Raw genomic sequence first — 18,041 nt, forward strand, 5'->3', positions numbered from 1 at the left:
CTACTCCCTAAAATTTTGTATTTGTTCCCAGACTGTGAGCGCATCCTTTGTCTCTGAAACATCATGAACTCTAATAATATCCGCACCATTCTCAGCTGCAATTAACGCAGCAGTGACACTTCCAATGAGTCGCGAGTCAACATCTTTATCTCCTAATAAGGCTCCAATCATTGATTTCCTTGAGAGTCCAGCTAGAATTGAAACTCCAAAATCATGAAACTCAGAAAGATTCTTTAGTAAGGCTATATTATGACCTAAGTTCTTACCAAAGCCAAACCCTGGATCAATGGTGATAGAACCTAGCTGAATTCCAGCGTTCTCACATGCCGCGATTCGCTCGTGAAAGAATTTTTTAACATCATCGACAACATTGTCATACGATGGGTTGGTTTGCATAGTCCTAGGAGTTCCCTGCATATGCATTAGACAGACATCAGCTCGCAACTCAGCTGCCATCTCGAGTGCGCCATCTGCTCTCAATGCATTAACATCATTAATGATGCTTGCTCCTGCAGAAAAGGCCTCCTTCATAACAATAGGTTTTGAGGTATCAATTGATATTGGCACATCTATACTGCCGCTCAAAGCTTCAATTACAGGCATAACCCGCTTTAATTCATCTTCAGAGGAAACTGCAGGCGCGCCTGGTCTCGTTGACTCACCACCAATGTCAATAATTCCTGCGCCTTCTTCAACCATTAATTGGGCCTGAGTAACTGCACTAACTGAATCTAAGAACAAGCCTCCATCAGAAAAGGAGTCCGGTGTAATATTCAAAACGCCCATGATGATTGGTTGATTTACCATCATCACATCCTTCAATTATGCAAACTGCTCAGTACTTCCGTCGGCTTCTGGCTTCTTATCTGTAGATGGTTTTGCGCTCTCAGTTTCTCCACTTCCAGTTCCAAGCTCAGATGAGGCCTCCTCTGAATCTATAACTTCGGCGGGCTCTCGCATTGGAATTCTCGCCATTAAGTCATCAATCTGATTCGTGTCAATTGTCTCAAATTCAACAAGGGCTGCAGCCATTGCATCCAGTATATCTCTGTTATCTTCAAGAATTTTGTAGGCTAAAGAGTAATTAGTATCTATTATTTTTCGTATCTCACTATCTACCTTAGTAAAAGTTTCATCTGAAATATGCTTATGTTTTGTGACTTGGCGCCCCAAAAATACTTCACCCTCCTCTTCTCCATAAGACATTGGTCCCATGACGCTTGACATGCCCCATAACTTTACCATTTTATGAGCAATATCTGTTGCACGCTCAATATCATTACTAGCTCCAGTAGTTACCGCATCTTCTCCAAATACTATCTCTTCTGCAATACGACCACCAAACAATGATGCAACTTGGCAATTAAGCTTTCTTTTTGAAATACTATAACTATCTTTTTTAGGTAGGAACATAGTTACACCTAGAGCCCTACCTCTAGGAATAATACTTACTTTATAAACTGGATCATGCTCAGGAACTAGCCTTCCAACAATCGCGTGCCCAGCCTCATGAAAAGCTGTCATTTCCTTTTCAGAAGCATCCATAACCATTCCTTTGCGCTCTGAACCCATCATAATTTTATCTTTCGCTTTTTCAAACTCACCCATTCCTACTAATTCTTTACTCAGGCCTGCCGTAATTAGTGCAGCTTCATTTGTCAAATTAGCTAAATCAGCGCCTGAAAATCCAGGTGTACCTCTTGCAATGTCAATTGATTTAACATTTTTTGCAATTGGTAATTTTCTCATGTGTACTTTTAAAATAGCATCACGACCATTAATGTCAGGTAATCCAACAGTCACTGTTCTGTCAAACCTTCCGGGCCTTAATAAAGCTGGATCTAAAACATCAGGCCTATTAGTTGCCGCAACAACAATAATACCTTCTGATCCCTCAAAACCATCCATTTCAACCAACATTTGGTTAAGCGTTTGCTCACGTTCATCGTGTCCGCCGCCCATTCCCGCACCACGCTGACGACCTACAGCATCAATCTCATCAATAAAGATAATACAAGGTGCATTTTTTTTAGCTTGTTCAAACATATCTCGGACTCTAGAGGCTCCAACACCAACGAACATCTCCACAAAGTCAGAACCAGAAATGAAAAAGAAAGGAACATCTGCCTCACCAGCAACGGCTTTAGCTAATAATGTTTTACCGGTTCCTGGAGGGCCAACCATAAGAACACCTTTCGGGATTCTTCCGCCAACTTTAGTAAATTTTCCAGGATCAGAAAGAAAGTCAACAAGTTCGCTCACTTCTTCTTTAGCCTCTTCAACGCCAGCAACATCCTCAAAGGTGACGTGCGATTCATCTTTTGTAATTAGGCGCGCTTTAGACTTTCCAAATGACATTGGATTATTTTTTCCACCCATTGCACCACCTGCGCCTTTCATTGTGTACATAATGACACCAATTAGTAATAGTATTGGTGCGAGTGAAATGAGTAGCTGCTTTATAAAACTTTCTCTTGCAGGAGGCGTAGCTTGAACTGAAACGCCATTATTTAGAAGGTCGCCCATTAGCCCAAGGTCCCCTGGACTGTATGTTTCAAATTTTTCGCCAATTGCTGTAACACCACTAATATTGCTACCAGCTATCTTGACACTAGAAACGTTACCTTGCTTCACATTTTGGATAAATTGAGAATAGCTTATCTCGTTTGTTTCATCCGCAACATTAAACTGACCAAAAAGAGAGGCAAGTACACTGCCTAGGACCAACCATAGTAAAATATTTTTATACATATTATTAACTTTAACCTGAATTAGAAATGTAAATATACCCTATTGATTTTATATATATAGGTTTTGATAGCATTTTTCAAGGTTTAATCAATATATTTTATAACTATGACATAATGACAATCTGAAGGTTAAAAATTAATTAGTTGCATTATTTCTTACCCTGTTTTCTTAAAAAGCATGAACATTAAACCCGAACAACTCCAAAATCATCTCTCAAACCAGCCTTCATCGCTTTATTTTGCTTTTGGTGCTGAAATACTTCTGGTTGAGCAATCTCTAACGACTATAAAAAATAATGCTAAAGAGCGGGGATTTAATGAGCGCTTTAGATTTGATATTGACGGTAATTTCGCTTGGGATACTATCTTTAATTTGATTTCTAGCCCTTCACTTTTTGCAGACAAGCGGATCATCGAGTGTCGACTTACAACAGGAAAGATTGGAGTCAAAGGCTCTAAAGCACTTTCTGAACTTACCGATAACCTTCCAGAAGATATTATGCTAATCATCTCTTCTGGAAAACTAGATTTGGCGCAGCAAAAAAGTAAATGGTTTAAAGCTCTGGATAAAAAAGGGGTTATTATTCAGCATTGGGAGGTTCAAAGTGACCAACTTCTTGGCTGGATTGTTAAGCATATGTCCCAGCTTGGCCTTAGCTCAAGCAATGAAATTGCAAATGCGATAGCTTACTGCACTGAAGGAAATCTTCTTGCTACTATGCAGGAGATACAAAAGCTTCAAATTGCATATCCAGATGGAAATATAAATCTAGATGAATATTTAAGTCAAATTGATCAGCAATCTCAGTACACAGTTTTCGGAATGATTGATGCAGCACTCAAAGGTGACACGGAAAAAGTAAATAAAATTTTCAGCTCACTGGTTGATGATTCAACGCCACCAGTCATTTTAATTTCATCGCTCTATCGTGAAATAAAAAGCTTAGTTACAATGTCAATCGAACTTAAAACCAATCAAACAATCGATACAATTCTTAATAATCATAGGGTCTGGCAGAAAAGAAAGCCATTGATATCAATTGCCCTTAAAAAACATAGTTATCAGCAGCTACAAAAACTTCTTTTAGCACTCGGGCGTATTGACCGTTCTGTCAAAGGCATGGATAATCTTAACGTTTACGATGAACTACAATCCGTAGTCATCACTTTATCGGGGAAAAATAGTGGGCTCAATAGTTGAATTAATATCTAACATAGGTCAAAAAGCCCTAATTGCTTCCAACACTCTGCGCATCGCCAACACAGATAAAAAAAATAATGCATTACTTAATATTGCTGCTGCGATTCAAGAGAATAAGCAAACTATTCTTGATGCAAATTCTTTAGATATAGAAATTGCCAAAAAAAATAATATTGACTCTGCACTTTTGGATAGGTTAATGCTTAACGATGATAGGCTTGAAAGCGTTGTGGAAGGTCTCAATCAAATCGTCTTATTGAACGATCCTATTGGCGAGGTTTCTGATTTAAAGACTAGGCCTAGCGGAATTAAAATTGGAAAGATGATGGTGCCACTTGGCGTTATAGGGATGATCTATGAGTCACGCCCTAACGTCACTATTGATGCAGCCGCTCTTTGTATTAAATCTGGAAATGCGGTCATTCTAAGAGGTGGCTCTGAGGCAATCAACTCGAACATGGCTTTTTACAATTGCATTAAACAAGGACTAAAGCAAGCTGGCCTCAACCCACACTCTGTGCAGCTCATCGAAGTCACTGATCGTGAGGCAGTTACTGAGCTTGTTAAAGCCAGTGACTATGTTGATGCTATTATTCCAAGGGGCGGCAAGGGACTTATAAAAAATGTCAGTAGTAATGCTAGAGTCCCAGTTATTAAGCACCTTGATGGCGTTTGTCATACCTATCTAGATATCGATGCTAACCCACAAAAAGGAATTGACATTGCATTCAATGGCAAAACTCGTCGGTATGGAGTTTGCAATGCAACTGAGACACTTCTTGTGCATGAGGGATTTGATACAAAAGCACTATCAAAACTCATAGAGCTTTATAACGAAAAAGAAGTTGAAATACGTGGATGTGAAAAATCACAAAAACTCTCCAGTATTATCAAAAAAGCGTCGGAAGATGACTGGTATGAGGAATATCTTGGCCCAATCCTCTCAATGAAAATTGTTGAATCGGTTGATGAGGCTATTTCTCACATCAACAAATATGGCTCAGCTCATACCGATGCGATCGTAACTGACAATGACGCAAATTCAAAAAAATTCCTCTCTGAAGTTGACTCATCCTCTGTCATGGTGAATGCATCAACTGGTTTTGCTGATGGTTTTGAATATGGACTAGGCGCAGAAATTGGAATAAGTACTGGTAAGTTTCATGTCAGAGGTCCAGTCGGACTTGAGGGCCTGACATCACAAAAATATATCGTCATAGGTGACGGACAAATAAGGCCATAGAGAGTATATGCAATGACAATCAAAGAGACGCTAGCAATTATTCAACGAGGAACTGAAGAAATTCTGCCCTTAGATGAGCTAAAGAAAAAACTTGAAAAAAATAAACCATTAAGAGTTAAACTAGGAATGGACCCAACAGCTCCAGATCTTCATCTTGGGCACACAGTTGTCATTAACAAGATGAAACAACTACAAGATCTTGGTCATGAAATTATTTTCTTAATTGGTGACTTTACTGGCATGATTGGAGATCCAACTGGAAAAAATGTCACTCGGAAGGCACTAACTAAAAGTGAAGTTTTAGAAAATGCTAAAAGCTATGAAGATCAAGTTTTTAAGATTCTTGACAAGGACAAAACAAAGATAGCGTTTAATTCTGAGTGGATGGGTAAGATGAGTTCATCAGAAATGATTTCTCTTGCATCAAAACATACTGTTGCAAGGATGCTTGAGCGTGATGACTTTTCCAAACGTTATAAATCAGGTCAACCAATTTCAATACATGAGTTTTTATATCCGCTTGTTCAAGGATTTGATTCTGTTGCACTTCAGGCTGACATTGAGCTTGGGGGCTCTGATCAAAAATTTAATCTACTAGTTGGTAGAGACCTTCAAAAGCAAGCAAATATGGAGCCTCAGGTTATTCTTACTATGCCAATACTAGAGGGGCTTGACGGCGTTCAAAAGATGAGCAAGTCACTTGACAACTATATTGGTATTGATGAACCTGCAGACAGCATGTTTGGCAAATTGATGTCGATTTCAGATGAGCTTATGTGGAAATACCTCGAGCTTTTAAGCTTTGAATCAATGGAAACAATCGAATCCTGGAAACAAGAAGTTGTGGATGGAGAAAATCCAAGAAACATTAAGTTTCGCCTTGCTCAAGAAATTATTACGCGTTTTCACGATAGTGATCAAGCTAAAAAAGCACAGCAAAACTTTATCGACCGATTTGCGAAGAATCAAATTCCAGATGAGATGGATGAGTTCACTTTTTCACAAGGAACTAAGATTGCAAACCTGCTTAAAGACTCTAACCTTGTATCCTCAACATCCGAAGCATTTCGAATGATTAAGCAGGGCGCTGCAAAAATGGATGGTGAGAAGATAATTGACAAGGATTTAACGCCCGTCGCTGGGACATCAATCTACCAAGTAGGTAAAAGAAAGTTTGCGAGAGTTACAATTAGCTAATTTACATTAATCAAGAGTATAATAGAGCTATCTGGGGATGACATGGCTTCGACGAGGAGTTGGATTTCAAGGATGCATGTCGAGGACAAAGATTGCTCGTAAAAACGTTCTTTAAATAATAGTTGCAAACGAAAACAACTACGCTTTAGCAGCATAATGCTAACCGTTACTTGAGAGTCGTCTGTACTTTTGGGATAACGGTCGCTTACAGACTCGCCACTATTATTATTTTAGGATAATAGGGTTAAAACCTAATCTAAAATCGCTTTCTACATCCCTGTTGGTCGGGTGGTAAAAAGTTAACTCAATAGGCCTTTACTAAGCATGTAGACTTCTTGACTGAAAGTTTTCGGACGGGGGTTCAATTCCCCCCATCTCCACCAAGATATCTTTGTTTCTTATTAAAGCAGGTTAAATTACATATGATTTTCAACGCCTGGACAATAAGTCCAATCCGCCTTAGGATAGTAACGCCTTATTAATTCATAAACACCAGGATCATTTTCCTTTATCCATTCTCTTGAATAGTGAGAGCTTTTAAATCTTGGCCCTCGATTCATAATATAACCCTCTACTGAAATCGCCCAATACTCTCCAACTAAGTGAGAAATATCCTGCTCTTCACCATCTTGAAGGTGTTGCTTAAAGTCTCCATAAATACCTCTCTCAATTGCTGAAAGTGCTAAATCATAAACCCTTTCATAGAAGTAAGTTTCATTTGTTGTTTCAAATACAATATGGTTCAGAGAGTGAACTAACTCATGAATGACTGGGTTTCCACCAACATCCCAATTTCCTGGAAAACAAAGCCAGCTTGCATTCGCAGTCATTGAGGTATCGGTCAGACCCATTGCAAAACCTCCAGGCTCTTCTTCATTTGAGTACTCAGGCAACTCAGATGTATTAGGACCATAAAAAAGAGAAATACGTGCCTCATTCTGTTTTAATTTTTCTCTTACCCCAGGCCACTCTGAAGTCATATACATAACAGCATCATATGAAGAATAAAAAGCTCCATCAGGGATATTACTACCACCTACAATAATGACACCTCCAGCTGCTATATATTTCTTATAGTGACTTAACCCTTTAGGACTTGGCGACTTGATTACCTTTCTGCCTGTTTCGACATAAGGAAAACTCTCCCAATTAGCAGCATGCCCAGACCATTCATTCGCTCTTCCACCAACAACTTGAGCTGCAATTACAACCTCCCTAAGTATTCCAGCCTTATAATTGACTTTACATACGGCTTCTTCAAGTTTTATATAATCTTGCCAAGTAACGTCTCTAAACTTACTAAACTTCTCAGGTCGATATGCACTAGTAATCTTATCTACTTCGTCATAAAGCCACTTTCCAAAGGGGCCATTTTTTGCAACGCTTCCTGATTTGGAAACATATGAGTAGAGCCTATTATCATAAACATCATTCTGAGCATCAGTAATCATGTCAATGTAATCTAAAGCATTGATAATTTTTTGGTTTTTAAAAAGATCATTGCACTGTTTTTTTGATGGAAGCAACTCATTATCAGCATAGACTAGGCCAATAAGACTAAAAGACAGTAAAAAAAGTAAGAGTAGTTTTTTCATACTAAGATTCTATATCAACTTGGACTAAAGTCGAAACTTCGCTTTTGTTTTCATTTATTCTCTAATAGTAAAACTCTATTGTTGAGACTGAAACATCAGATGTGAAATTACGGCCATATGCTGCAATAGCAAAGCTTCTTATATTTTTAGCATCTAACGTTGAAGTATTGTAACGCTTACGTTCGAATGTATTAAAAGGCAAGTCAATCATTTTCCAATCAGAATCAGCTTGAAAGGTGGCAGAATAAAAGTCTCCATAATAAGCCATATCATTAGTGATTATATGGATATCATAAGTTTCACCATTACCTCTTACATTGAGACGAACGCCCTGAAGATTTTTGCCATCTTTTTCAGAATTTGCAAATGAAATTCCTGTACGTAATTGAATAACGCCGCCATAATTCCTTGTGCTTACATTACCTGTAAGTCTTGCATAATACATTTCTCCGTCTTGCTCAAGAGTAACTTTACCAACAGAAACACCACCCATCACTTGATCACTAATGTACTGCCAGTATCTTCCGCTATCGGCATTGAATGGATATGAAAGGTCTTCAACAGCGATCGCTTTTGAGTTAATAGTAATCATAACTATTAAGGAAAAAAAATAACTTATTTTTGAAATTTTTAACGAATTTTTAAACATATCAAATCCTAGACTAATAACTTTGACAATGAATCCACCAACAACTTTGCATTGTCCTGAGTAAAAACCAAAGGAGGCTTAATTTTAATAACATTATTATGTGGCCCATCAGTACTGAGAAGTATACCAAGCTCTTTCATTTTATCAGTAATCAACTTTGCCTTTTCTGTTGCAGGCTTCAGCGTTTTTCTGTCTTCAACCAATTCGATTCCAATAAATAATCCAGCGCCTCGAACATCACCAATCAATGAAAATTTATCTTTTAATAAAGACAACTCTGAGAACAAATAATTTCCTACATTTAGGGCATTCTGCTGCAACCCCTCCTGTTCAATTACATTGAGAACAGAGAGTCCAATTGCACAAGAAACTGGATTGCCACCAAAAGAATTGAAATACTCCATGCCATTATTAAAGACGCTTGCTATTTCAGCTGTGGTTACAACAGCTGCTATAGGGTGCCCGTTACCCAGTGGTTTGCCAATTGTGACGATGTCCGGGATGACTTCTTGTGTCTCAAACCCCCAATAGGCAGAGCCCACTCTGCCCAAACCCACCTGAACTTCATCACTGATACAAACTCCAGAGGATTCCCTAATCCATTTATACGACTCTGCTAAAAAATCATTTGGTAAAGGAATTTGCCCACCACAACCTAATATCGATTCAGCGATAAAGGTTGAACCCTCACCCTGCTTATTAATTGCCTCCTGAACCTCATGGGCATATTGTTTTCCCGCCGTTTTTGGGTTATTAAATTCACCCCTGTATAAGTCTGGCATCGGAACAACTTCAACATGTTTTGGCTTTCCCTGCCCACCCTTACTATTAAATTTATAAGGACTGATATTGATTAGAGAGTCGGTGTTTCCATGGTAGGCGTTATCTAGGACAATTGCGCTATCACTGCCGGTATATGCTCTGGCCATTCTCAAAGCCAGCTCGTTCGCCTCACTACCCGAATTTACAAAATAACAAATGGACAAGGGTTTGGGTAAATTACTGCAAAGCTTCTCAGCCAACTCAACAATATTATCATGAAGGTAGCGAGTGTTGGTATTTAATAGTTGATTCTGCTGGTGAGCCGCCTGGATAACTGCTGGATGGCAATGCCCAACATGACTGATATTATTAACACAATCTAAATACTCCTTGCCTTTTTCATCATACAAATATTGACCCTTCCCCCTGAGTATTTTTAGTGGCTCTGAATAAGCCAGAGAGAGTGATGGACCCAGGTGTTTTTTTCTTAACTTCAATGTATTTTTTTTGGATTTCACTTTTTAATATATTTTAAAATTACTTAATTCTTTGTCAGCAAAATTTTTCAAAAATGTCCATGCGTATGGCTCAGTAACAGAAATATACTTGTTTTCAGGAAATAGTTTTTTTCGGTAGTTCGCTGTTACTACAGTAAAACATGCGCGAACACAAACAAGATGAATGAGTGACTCAATTTCTTCGTCTCTTAATGGATAAACTGATTGAAATCCCTCTACAACTGATTTGATCTTTGTCTCAGGCTCTGCTTCTTCTAGAATAAGATAAGTGATGGCAACCGCTAATTCGCTTGCTAAAAAAGTATGCGCCATATCGCCAAAATCAATAACGCCAGATATGTGGCCATTGTCATTTAGAAGTACATTGTGATCATTGCCATCATTATGAATATACTGGGTGCGTAAATATTTTTCATTCGGCACAATGTTTAACTGATAATTTTCAATAAAATGACGCACTACAGCTTTATCAGACTCACTCTCAATATAGTCTAAATGACTTTTCAAAAAGTCAATATTTCTAACATCCCATATCCATTTACGCTTTAAATCGGGATAACCAAACTCTCGAAAAGCAACGTCTAACTTACCCATAAAGGCGCCAAATTCTTCCAATAAGAAAGACTCAGGACTCTCAATGTCCTTTATAAAGTGTCCTGCTAAAAAAGATTGTAAGCGAATAAAACAGCCATTATGCCGACTAATAAATTTACCGCTTAGAGTCTGAATCGTACTTGGTACTTGTATGGATGAATCAGAGTTGGCGATATGCTTCAAACTAGCGACCTGTAACTTAATGAGCTCAACATCCTCCGCCGGATTTGAAATCTTTAATACAAACTCCTTGCCATCTTCACGTTTCAAATAAAAATTCTGATCTCGCTCACTATCCAAGACTTTAACTGAGACTTCAAAACCGTATAAAGTTTTTGCTATTTGGTGGGCTTCAGATGGGCTAAATCTTGATGGGGGGGAGGATATAACAGACATAAGTATTAAGTTACCAAAAAAAGTAAACCCAGTAAAGCTGAATAAAAGCTGACAATTGTATCAAACTCTAGCCATGGGCTTTATTTTTTTATAGTGCATAAAAATAGAGTCAATATTCTAAAGATTATTTTGTGTAATATAATTCTAATATGAGATTTGCACTTTTAAATAATGAACGTATTGAAGCAACTAAAAGAGTCAAAGGTTTCTGCTCTTATTGTGACTCTGAACTAATTGCAAAATGGAGTGAGCTGAAATGATTAAAAAATATAACAAGGAGATGAGATTCATCACTTCTAAGGCAATCACTCACAGCACAATAGTAGAACTAAAAAACGAACTAGAGACAGTTAAACATTCTGTAGATTATTGGTTCGGTATGTTTAAGAACAGGGCGTTTGGTGAGATTAAAGATGGCAATCTTTCTTATGCAGAGTGGAGAGATATCTATATTAAGAATAGTTGGCTAGAAGTACCAGAATACAGATGTTTTTGTAACCCAAAAGGTGTAACTAATTCTGATGATTGGGCGGCCTATGAACTGGATAAATCATATCTAAATATCTGGAAGAAATGGTATCAGTACCACGAGAGATGGAAGTTCAGAATAGCCAAACTAGAAAGTGAGAGGTTTGATATTCGCAGAATTGAAGAACTGACCGACACGACAATTAATGAATGTCTATTAGCCATTCTAGGGCTGAGTCCATCTATTATTGGTAAGACAGGATTTGAAAAGTTTAGTTTTGGAGAGAGGTTATTTGAAATAAAAGATATCAAATATCAAGACTACAAAGGTAACAACCTTAATATCAACACCAGAATATATGCCAATAATGGTTTTGGACACATCGAATGGCGTCTCAGACAGAAGGAGGAATATGTCTTACTTGAAAGATTAGCAACACGAGGTCAGCCTTCAAACTTTTCAGACTTTATTCGCTCTGAGAAATTTCTTAAATGGGCATATGAATATGGATATCTAATGGAAAGAGTTTTCAAGATTAGAAACATTAGCGATAGCCCTTGGGGAGAGGATTTTGCACTTAAACTTTATCAAGAGTTAATAAACATTGGATATATTAAAGGTAAGTTTGAATATATGTGGGAGCGAGAAGATGGTTTGTCAGAATCCTCGCTTCACTACCTTGCTAATGAACTTTTAAACGCTGACCTTATTCCGTCAAAACACCACTTTACTAGTATTGAAAAGTATATTGAATATAGCTCTCCAAAACCTTTAAGAAAACAATATAACGAGAACACTGAAACAACGAACTATGCTGAAAAGAATCCTTTTTCAGCAGAATCTGACTTAATTGACAAGGCTATTACAAAGCTAGAATTGGACAGAGATAATAAACTAAAGGAAAAATAAACTGCCAGTAAATGGACTATTGCATTTGGCCTAGCTAGAATATATTAATAATAAAACTCAACTGATGAAACTGATAAATCAGATTTGAAGTCACGGCCATAAGCCACAATACCAATGGTCTTTATATCTTTAGCTCTTATGTTTGAGTCTATATTATCTTTGAGCTTCTTAAATTTATTAAAAGGTATATCAACTGTTTCCCAGTTTGGGCTTGTATCAAATGTTGCAATTTTATAGCTAGTAGGAAGCCTATAAAAGATAGTAGTCTGAATAAAAATATGATATTTTTCTCCATTACCTTTAACTTTTAGACGGATGCCTTTAAGTTTTTTTTCTTCTTTATTTGAATTATGAAGTAGTTTGAACATCAATGGTTTATTGGACAGTGATGTTGTGGTACGTAATTGAATAAAGCCACCATTGTTATCAGTGCGAACATTCCCAGAGAGCCTTATAAAAACCTTGTCTGCATCTTGCTCAAGTGAGACCTGACCCTCGGAGACTCCTCCCATTACTTGGTCACTAAAATATCTCCAGTCGTTTACGTTGTCTGGAGTGAATGGAAAGCTAAGGATCTCCTCATTAGCAAGGGCTATTGTTGTAAAAGTAAACAACATTAGAAGTAGTAGTTTTTTCATAACTTAATTATAAATAATGGATATAAAGAACAGGTGAAGATTGGGAGTTTTTTTTAATTAATATTTATGATACTAGGAAAATTCAAACTTCTTTTGATGTACTAGAGAGTTATCCAGTAGTAATCTTTTATGTTGTCTAAAATATAACAATAAATTTATATAACCTCTAAAGATTTTATGCATCACTGATGAAGATAGTCAAAAAACAAAGTATTGCAATCATTGGTGGCGGCGCAAGCGGAATTTTTGCTTCGCTTCGATGCGCAGAAGTTGCAAAAGCAGAAAAAATTAATGTTGACATTCATGTATTTGAATGCTCCTCCAAACTTCTAAAAAAAGTTCGAATTTCTGGAGGAGGTCGTTGCAATGTGACTCACCATATATTTGAGGTTAACGATTTCTGTTTAAACTATCCACGTGGTCGTAAAGAGCTACTCTCGCCTTTCCAAAATTTTCAAGCATCGGATACAGTTGATTGGTTTGAAAAAAGAGGTGTTGAACTTAAATATGAATCTGATGGCCGTATGTTTCCAGTGACAGATAACTCTGAAACTATTATTGACTGCTTTATGCAAGAAGCCAACAAACATGGAATTAAATTATTGAATAAGATGAATGTCAAAAGTCTGAAAAAACTAGACAATGGAAAAATATCCTTATTCATCAATGAGGATGAGTCTTTTATTGCTGATTCAGTATTAATTGCAACTGGCAGTATGTCTGGTGGTTACCGGCTAGCGCAAAATCTTGGTCATTCAACTACAGAAATTGCGCCTTCACTTTTTACTTTTAAGATTGAAGATGAGATCCTCAAAGACTTATCAGGAACCTCCTTTCCTCAAGCCTCTTTATCTCTTAAAATTGATGGCGTAAAACCTTTTGAACAAAGTGGCCCACTTTTAATTACTCACTGGGGCCTTAGCGGTCCTGCCCTGCTAAAACTTTCAGCATGGGCCGCCCGTGAAATGATGCATACCAACTACAAAGCAAAGCTAATTGTCAACTGGCTCGGTATTGGCCATCAAAATGATGCTGAAAGACTCCTTAGCACTATTAAGAGTAATAATACAAAGACTTCAGTAGGTAACGCTTACCCAAACGATCTAACGAAGCGGTTTTGGCTTCAACTTCTGATTAAGTGTGAAATTTCAAAAGAAAAAAACTGGTCAGAAATCAGTAAGAAAGAATTAAATCTTATTCTGAATAATTTATTTAACTGTGAGCTCAATGTTCTCGGAAAAAGCCGCTTTAAAGAAGAGTTTGTTGAGTGTGGCGGGATAAACCTAAAAGAAATTAACTTTAAAACCATGGAAAGTAAAATCTGCCCTGGTCTTTATTTTTCTGGAGAAGTTATGGATATTGATGGCATAACTGGTGGCTTTAACTTTCAAAGTGCGTGGACTTCAGGATGGATCGCTGGGAATCATATGGCTCAAACCAAGAGTAAAGATTGATCCTTTAATATCTATATCTTATTTTTTTGATACAAAGGCTTCCGCACAATCACCAATAATCTCTGAGAGAAGTGAGCAATCTTCCAGTGAAAATGTTAGTGGCAATCGGAGATCAAAAAGGCCAGAAAGGATCTCATCAGAGCGTTCTAGACTCTGTTGTTTCAAATATTTCCAACTCTTATGATTACTTGTAAATCCATTTGGATTGTCACTGCCAAACCATTTTATCTCAACCCCACGCTCCTTATTTATTACCAGGAATCTGGCGGCATCGACCTCAGAGATGCCAGGCAGCCTAAACTGAATTGAACTCCCCACATAGCTCTCCTCAATAGGGCGCTCAGGGAGCTCAACTCCTTTGATCTTTTTGAGGCTTCCCTCAACTAACTGGTAACGCTCATTCCAGCGCTTAATATTTCCTTCAAGAGATTTTAATTGTGGCCTAAGAATAGAAGCCCTTAGATTATCCATACGGCCTGAATAGTTTGGAGTCTGCAATCGAATATCTGCAAATACTTCTTTATCAGGTGCAGCACCATGCCTCTCATAGAGCATATAAGACCCTGAAAGAATAATAGCACGTGCCATGAATTCTGCATCATTCGAAGTCAGCAAACCCCCTTCACCTGAATTTAAATGCTTATAAGTTTGGGTACTAAAACAGCCAGCAAGTCCAAAATTACCACTCCTTTTATCACCCCATTTGGCCCCCATTGTATGGGCACAATCTTCAATTAAAATCAAGCCATTATCTTCGACAATTTGCATCAATTTATTCATATCAACTAGATGTCCCCTCATATGAGATATGAGTAAAAAGCGAGCCTTACTTGATATGGCTTTCCTTGAAAGGTCCTCTAAATCAAGAACAAGATTTTCATTGATTTCTATGAAAATAGGTTCACCACCTGCGTTAGAAATTGAGCCTGGAACTGGCGCAAGGGTATACATATTAGTCAAAACTTTTTCACCAGCCTCAAGTCCAGCAGCCTTAAGAGAGACGCTCATCGCATAGCCACCAGATGCGCAGGCAAGACAGTAACGACTTCCTTGAAAATTAGCGAAGTCTTGCTCTAATAGTGAAACCTCAGAAAACTCTTCACCAATTGAGTTGTATCGATGAAGCCTTCCCGACTTTAGAACCTCCACAGCAGCATCAATCGCCTCTTGACTAATAGGTTCTTGTTGAGTGAAGGGCCTTGAAAATACTTTTGAAGTCATTATTGGTAGTAGCCATTTGAATATTAAATAAGAAATCAAATAATATACAAAATCCTCGTCTTAAAGATAATATTTTTTAATACTTCACTAAAATAGTAGCCAAACAAACCTTATAATTTGCTATATGAAGAACACGCCCCCAGTCGTAATTGTTGCCATTATTGTTGCCGTAGTCGTAATACTTGTTCAGTACTTATTTATTTACTAACTGCTAGAGGTCCGGCGTCAACGATTGCTTTATCAACATTAAACTTTTTAAAGTTTTCTGCAAATAGATTCGCGAGTTTTATAGATTCACTATCATAACTTGATTTATCTTCCCATGTATCACGGGGGTTAAGGTAACCCTCATCAACTCCTGGAATAGATTTAGGAATATCAAGATTTAAGTAGTCGAGGTGTGTCACTTTTGATTCAAGAAGGGCCCCGCTTTGACAAGCAGAAACTATTGCGCGAGTTACAGGAATAGGGAATCTTGATCCTGAGCCTCCTGGAGCCCCTGAACCCCCCGTCCATCCAGTATTAACTAAATAGACCTGTGTATCAAATTCTGCAAGTCGTTTAATTAATAAATTGGCGTAACTGCTTGCATTTCGAGGCATAAATGGGGCCCCAAAACACGATGAGAATGCTGGATTAATGCCGGCCTCTGCACCAAGCTCTGTTGAGCCAACGCGCGCTGTATAACCAGACAAGAAGTGATAGGCAGCAGACTCTTTAGTTAAGATTGAAACTGGAGGAAGGACACCTGAAACATCACAAGTTAAGAAAATAACAACTTTGGGCTCGCCCGCAGCATTTTTTTCAACGCGCTTTTCAACGTGCTCTAATGGGTATGAGCAGCGACCATTTTCTGATATGGAAGTATCATCATAATCTGCATGTTTACCTGCATCTACTTTGACGTTTTCAACTATTGCGCCATGACGAATAGCATCCCAAATAATGGGTTCATTTTTCTTAGAAAGGTTGATCGTTTTTGCATAACAGCCTCCCTCAATGTTAAATACTGAGCCCTTAGCCCAGCCATGCTCATCGTCACCAATAAGGTAACGCTCGGGATCTGCAGAAAGGGTTGTCTTGCCAGTTCCTGAGAGGCCAAAAAATAATGCTGTGTCGCCATTTTCTCCCACATTTGCTGAGCAGTGCATTGGCAGAACATCCTTTTCAGGCAGCAAATAGTTTTGCACTGAAAACATTGCTTTCTTCATTTCGCCTGCATAACGCATGCCAGCTAATAATACTTTTCTTTGTGCAAAGTTAATAATAACAACTCCATCTGAGTTGGTTCCATCACGCTCAGGATTGCACTCAAAAGATGCAACATTTAAAATCGTCCAAACTGGTTTATTTTTAGGATTATATGTTCCGGGCTTAATAAACATATTTCTACCAAATAAGCCTTGCCAAGCAGTTTCAGTATTTACTTCAACTGGAAGGTAATGCGATTCATGCGCTCCAACATGCAGATTAGAGAGAAAATGATCTTTTTGAGATAAGAGATCACTCACTCTACCCCATAGTTTATTGAACTTTTCTTCTGAAAAAGGCCTGTTAACATCGCCCCAGTCAACTGAATTAGAAGTTGCAAAATTATCAACAATAAAACGATCATTTGGACTTCGGCCAGATCGCTTGCCTGTTGTGATAAGCAAAGCTCCAGTATCTGTTAATATTCCCTCATTAAGAGATAATGATTTTTCAATCAGTTCAGACGGTGACAAGTTTTTTAGAATCATTTTATTTATTCCAGATTTGATAGTGATTGCTGCTATAGCATTCAAAAAATGAATTATTACATAAAAATTATTCTAGCATTGCGTAAATATTTCACATAATGAAACTTCTTTTAACTCATTATATAGTTGATTTTAACCTTAAAAAATAATCATCCATATGTTGGAAATTTGTACTAGTTAATTCCTTCTGATTGAGACTCTTAAACACCAGCCTAGCTTTGTGTTTTATCCTTTAAAGATAGTGTAAGTTCAAATTTAGCAACGACGTCAGGAGATAACGAAGGAACAGTAGCTTCAATATTCAATTTATAATTATGCCTCTCGCCTGAACTTGCAGCAGTTTTTACCAGCTCTTTAATTGCCAAACCATCTCTACATATAAAGTGGACATCGCCCTCAGGACGCTTTAGAAAATCAGCCTTAAAATCTTTAAATATTAAAGTTATTTTTCGTCCACTTTCTTGAATTGGATCCATCGCTAAAAAGCCGCCAGTAATATCAGCGCCGACTGCTAAAACACCAAAATACATACTTCCTAAGTGGTTTTTAGTTCTTCGCTTAAAAGGGATTCTAATTTCAATCTTTTCATCCGTATGCTCAATAACCTTTGGGCGACAATACCAAATCATTGGTACTTTGGTTATACCAAATAAGCGTATTAATCGATTTGTTTTAAGTGCTCTTGAAATCATAATTGTATTAACTT

General features: G+C 37.7%; 15 protein-coding genes and 1 other RNA gene. 6 read left to right on the plus strand and 10 right to left on the minus strand.

Annotated elements, in window-relative coordinates:
- Together folP and ftsH are read right to left on the minus strand one after the other, a co-directional pair.
- On the minus strand, positions 1-810 hold the full coding sequence (folP, locus tag AC5YGD_RS08240; RefSeq protein ID WP_416651680.1) for a dihydropteroate synthase: 810 nt from the start codon (positions 808-810) through the stop codon (positions 1-3).
- 12 nt (positions 811-822) lie between these two features.
- Positions 823-2,751 (minus strand): ATP-dependent zinc metalloprotease FtsH, encoded by a 1,929-nt coding sequence (gene ftsH, locus AC5YGD_RS08245; RefSeq protein ID WP_271537549.1) that lies wholly within the window; start codon positions 2,749-2,751, stop codon positions 823-825.
- A gap of 177 nt (positions 2,752-2,928) precedes the next feature.
- Here ftsH and holA point away from each other — a divergent pair, with 177 nt between their 5' ends.
- The 4 genes from holA (at position 2,929) to ssrA (ending at position 6,774) form a co-directional block, all read left to right on the plus strand.
- Entirely contained in the window at positions 2,929-3,951 is a 1,023-nt protein-coding gene (holA, locus tag AC5YGD_RS08250) for a DNA polymerase III subunit delta (RefSeq protein ID WP_496141398.1), read from the plus strand.
- On the plus strand, positions 3,935-5,194 hold the full coding sequence (locus tag AC5YGD_RS08255; protein WP_496141399.1) for a glutamate-5-semialdehyde dehydrogenase: 1,260 nt from the start codon (positions 3,935-3,937) through the stop codon (positions 5,192-5,194). Before holA ends, AC5YGD_RS08255 begins: the two co-directional genes overlap by 17 nt.
- A gap of 12 nt (positions 5,195-5,206) precedes the next feature.
- Positions 5,207-6,391, plus strand: a complete 1,185-nt coding sequence (gene tyrS, locus AC5YGD_RS08260; protein WP_496141400.1) for a tyrosine--tRNA ligase — start codon at positions 5,207-5,209, stop codon at positions 6,389-6,391.
- Between the two features lie 33 nt (positions 6,392-6,424).
- Positions 6,425-6,774: a transfer-messenger RNA gene (gene ssrA / locus AC5YGD_RS08265) on the plus strand.
- Positions 6,775-6,807: 33 nt separating this feature from the next.
- Here ssrA and AC5YGD_RS08270 read toward each other — a convergent pair.
- The 4 genes from AC5YGD_RS08270 to AC5YGD_RS08285 all read right to left on the minus strand — a co-directional run bounded on the left by AC5YGD_RS08270 (position 6,808) and on the right by AC5YGD_RS08285 (position 10,905).
- On the minus strand, positions 6,808-7,986 hold the full coding sequence (locus AC5YGD_RS08270) for a hypothetical protein (RefSeq protein ID WP_496141401.1): 1,179 nt from the start codon (positions 7,984-7,986) through the stop codon (positions 6,808-6,810).
- Between the two features lie 61 nt (positions 7,987-8,047).
- Positions 8,048-8,635, minus strand: a complete 588-nt coding sequence (locus AC5YGD_RS08275; RefSeq protein WP_496141402.1) for a CIA30 family protein — start codon at positions 8,633-8,635, stop codon at positions 8,048-8,050.
- An 8-nt stretch (positions 8,636-8,643) separates the two neighbouring features.
- Positions 8,644-9,915, minus strand: a complete 1,272-nt coding sequence (locus AC5YGD_RS08280) for an aminotransferase class III-fold pyridoxal phosphate-dependent enzyme (protein WP_496141403.1) — start codon at positions 9,913-9,915, stop codon at positions 8,644-8,646.
- 3 nt (positions 9,916-9,918) lie between these two features.
- Positions 9,919-10,905 (minus strand): phosphotransferase, encoded by a 987-nt coding sequence (locus AC5YGD_RS08285; RefSeq protein ID WP_496141404.1) that lies wholly within the window; start codon positions 10,903-10,905, stop codon positions 9,919-9,921.
- A 256-nt stretch (positions 10,906-11,161) separates the two neighbouring features.
- On the opposite strand from AC5YGD_RS08285, the gene AC5YGD_RS08290 reads away from it, so the two are divergent.
- Positions 11,162-12,283: a hypothetical protein gene (locus AC5YGD_RS08290; RefSeq protein ID WP_496141405.1), complete on the plus strand. Its 1,122-nt coding sequence runs from the start codon at positions 11,162-11,164 to the stop codon at positions 12,281-12,283.
- A 44-nt stretch (positions 12,284-12,327) separates the two neighbouring features.
- Here AC5YGD_RS08290 and AC5YGD_RS08295 read toward each other — a convergent pair whose 3' ends face one another.
- Positions 12,328-12,921 (minus strand): CIA30 family protein, encoded by a 594-nt coding sequence (locus tag AC5YGD_RS08295; protein ID WP_496141406.1) that lies wholly within the window; start codon positions 12,919-12,921, stop codon positions 12,328-12,330.
- 188 nt (positions 12,922-13,109) lie between these two features.
- On the opposite strand from AC5YGD_RS08295, the gene AC5YGD_RS08300 reads away from it, so the two are divergent.
- Positions 13,110-14,375, plus strand: a complete 1,266-nt coding sequence (locus AC5YGD_RS08300; protein ID WP_496141407.1) for an aminoacetone oxidase family FAD-binding enzyme — start codon at positions 13,110-13,112, stop codon at positions 14,373-14,375.
- A gap of 18 nt (positions 14,376-14,393) precedes the next feature.
- Here the strand turns inward: AC5YGD_RS08300 and AC5YGD_RS08305 are convergent, their stop codons facing one another.
- The 3 genes from AC5YGD_RS08305 to AC5YGD_RS08315 all read right to left on the minus strand — a co-directional run bounded on the left by AC5YGD_RS08305 (position 14,394) and on the right by AC5YGD_RS08315 (position 18,027).
- The gene (locus AC5YGD_RS08305; RefSeq protein ID WP_496141408.1) at positions 14,394-15,596 is read right to left on the minus strand and encodes an aminotransferase class I/II-fold pyridoxal phosphate-dependent enzyme; all 1,203 of its coding nucleotides are present in this window, start codon (positions 15,594-15,596) and stop codon (positions 14,394-14,396) included.
- 197 nt (positions 15,597-15,793) lie between these two features.
- Complete coding sequence (locus tag AC5YGD_RS08310) at positions 15,794-17,335, minus strand: phosphoenolpyruvate carboxykinase (protein WP_496141409.1); 1,542 nt, start codon at positions 17,333-17,335, stop codon at positions 15,794-15,796.
- Positions 17,336-17,547: 212 nt separating this feature from the next.
- Complete coding sequence (locus AC5YGD_RS08315) at positions 17,548-18,027, minus strand: DUF4442 domain-containing protein (protein WP_496141410.1); 480 nt, start codon at positions 18,025-18,027, stop codon at positions 17,548-17,550.
- Positions 18,028-18,041: the final 14 nt, after the last annotated feature.

The organism is Candidatus Pseudothioglobus sp. uisw_070, assembly GCF_059512545.2.

Bases quoted from the DNA above. Each gene is read 5' to 3' on its own strand.
- folP (WP_416651680.1), bottom strand. From the start codon at position 810: ATGATGGTAAATCAACCAATCATCATGGGCGTTTTGAATATTACACCG.
- ftsH (WP_271537549.1), bottom strand. From the start codon at position 2,751: ATGTATAAAAATATTTTACTATGGTTGGTCCTAGGCAGTGTACTTGCC.
- holA (WP_496141398.1), top strand. From the start codon at position 2,929: ATGAACATTAAACCCGAACAACTCCAAAATCATCTCTCAAACCAGCCT.
- tyrS (WP_496141400.1), top strand. From the start codon at position 5,207: ATGACAATCAAAGAGACGCTAGCAATTATTCAACGAGGAACTGAAGAA.
- AC5YGD_RS08270 (WP_496141401.1), bottom strand. From the start codon at position 7,986: ATGAAAAAACTACTCTTACTTTTTTTACTGTCTTTTAGTCTTATTGGC.
- AC5YGD_RS08275 (WP_496141402.1), bottom strand. From the start codon at position 8,635: ATGTTTAAAAATTCGTTAAAAATTTCAAAAATAAGTTATTTTTTTTCC.
- AC5YGD_RS08285 (WP_496141404.1), bottom strand. From the start codon at position 10,905: ATGTCTGTTATATCCTCCCCCCCATCAAGATTTAGCCCATCTGAAGCC.
- AC5YGD_RS08290 (WP_496141405.1), top strand. From the start codon at position 11,162: ATGATTAAAAAATATAACAAGGAGATGAGATTCATCACTTCTAAGGCA.
- AC5YGD_RS08295 (WP_496141406.1), bottom strand. From the start codon at position 12,921: ATGAAAAAACTACTACTTCTAATGTTGTTTACTTTTACAACAATAGCC.
- AC5YGD_RS08300 (WP_496141407.1), top strand. From the start codon at position 13,110: ATGAAGATAGTCAAAAAACAAAGTATTGCAATCATTGGTGGCGGCGCA.
- AC5YGD_RS08305 (WP_496141408.1), bottom strand. From the start codon at position 15,596: ATGACTTCAAAAGTATTTTCAAGGCCCTTCACTCAACAAGAACCTATT.
- AC5YGD_RS08310 (WP_496141409.1), bottom strand. From the start codon at position 17,335: ATGATTCTAAAAAACTTGTCACCGTCTGAACTGATTGAAAAATCATTA.
- AC5YGD_RS08315 (WP_496141410.1), bottom strand. From the start codon at position 18,027: ATGATTTCAAGAGCACTTAAAACAAATCGATTAATACGCTTATTTGGT.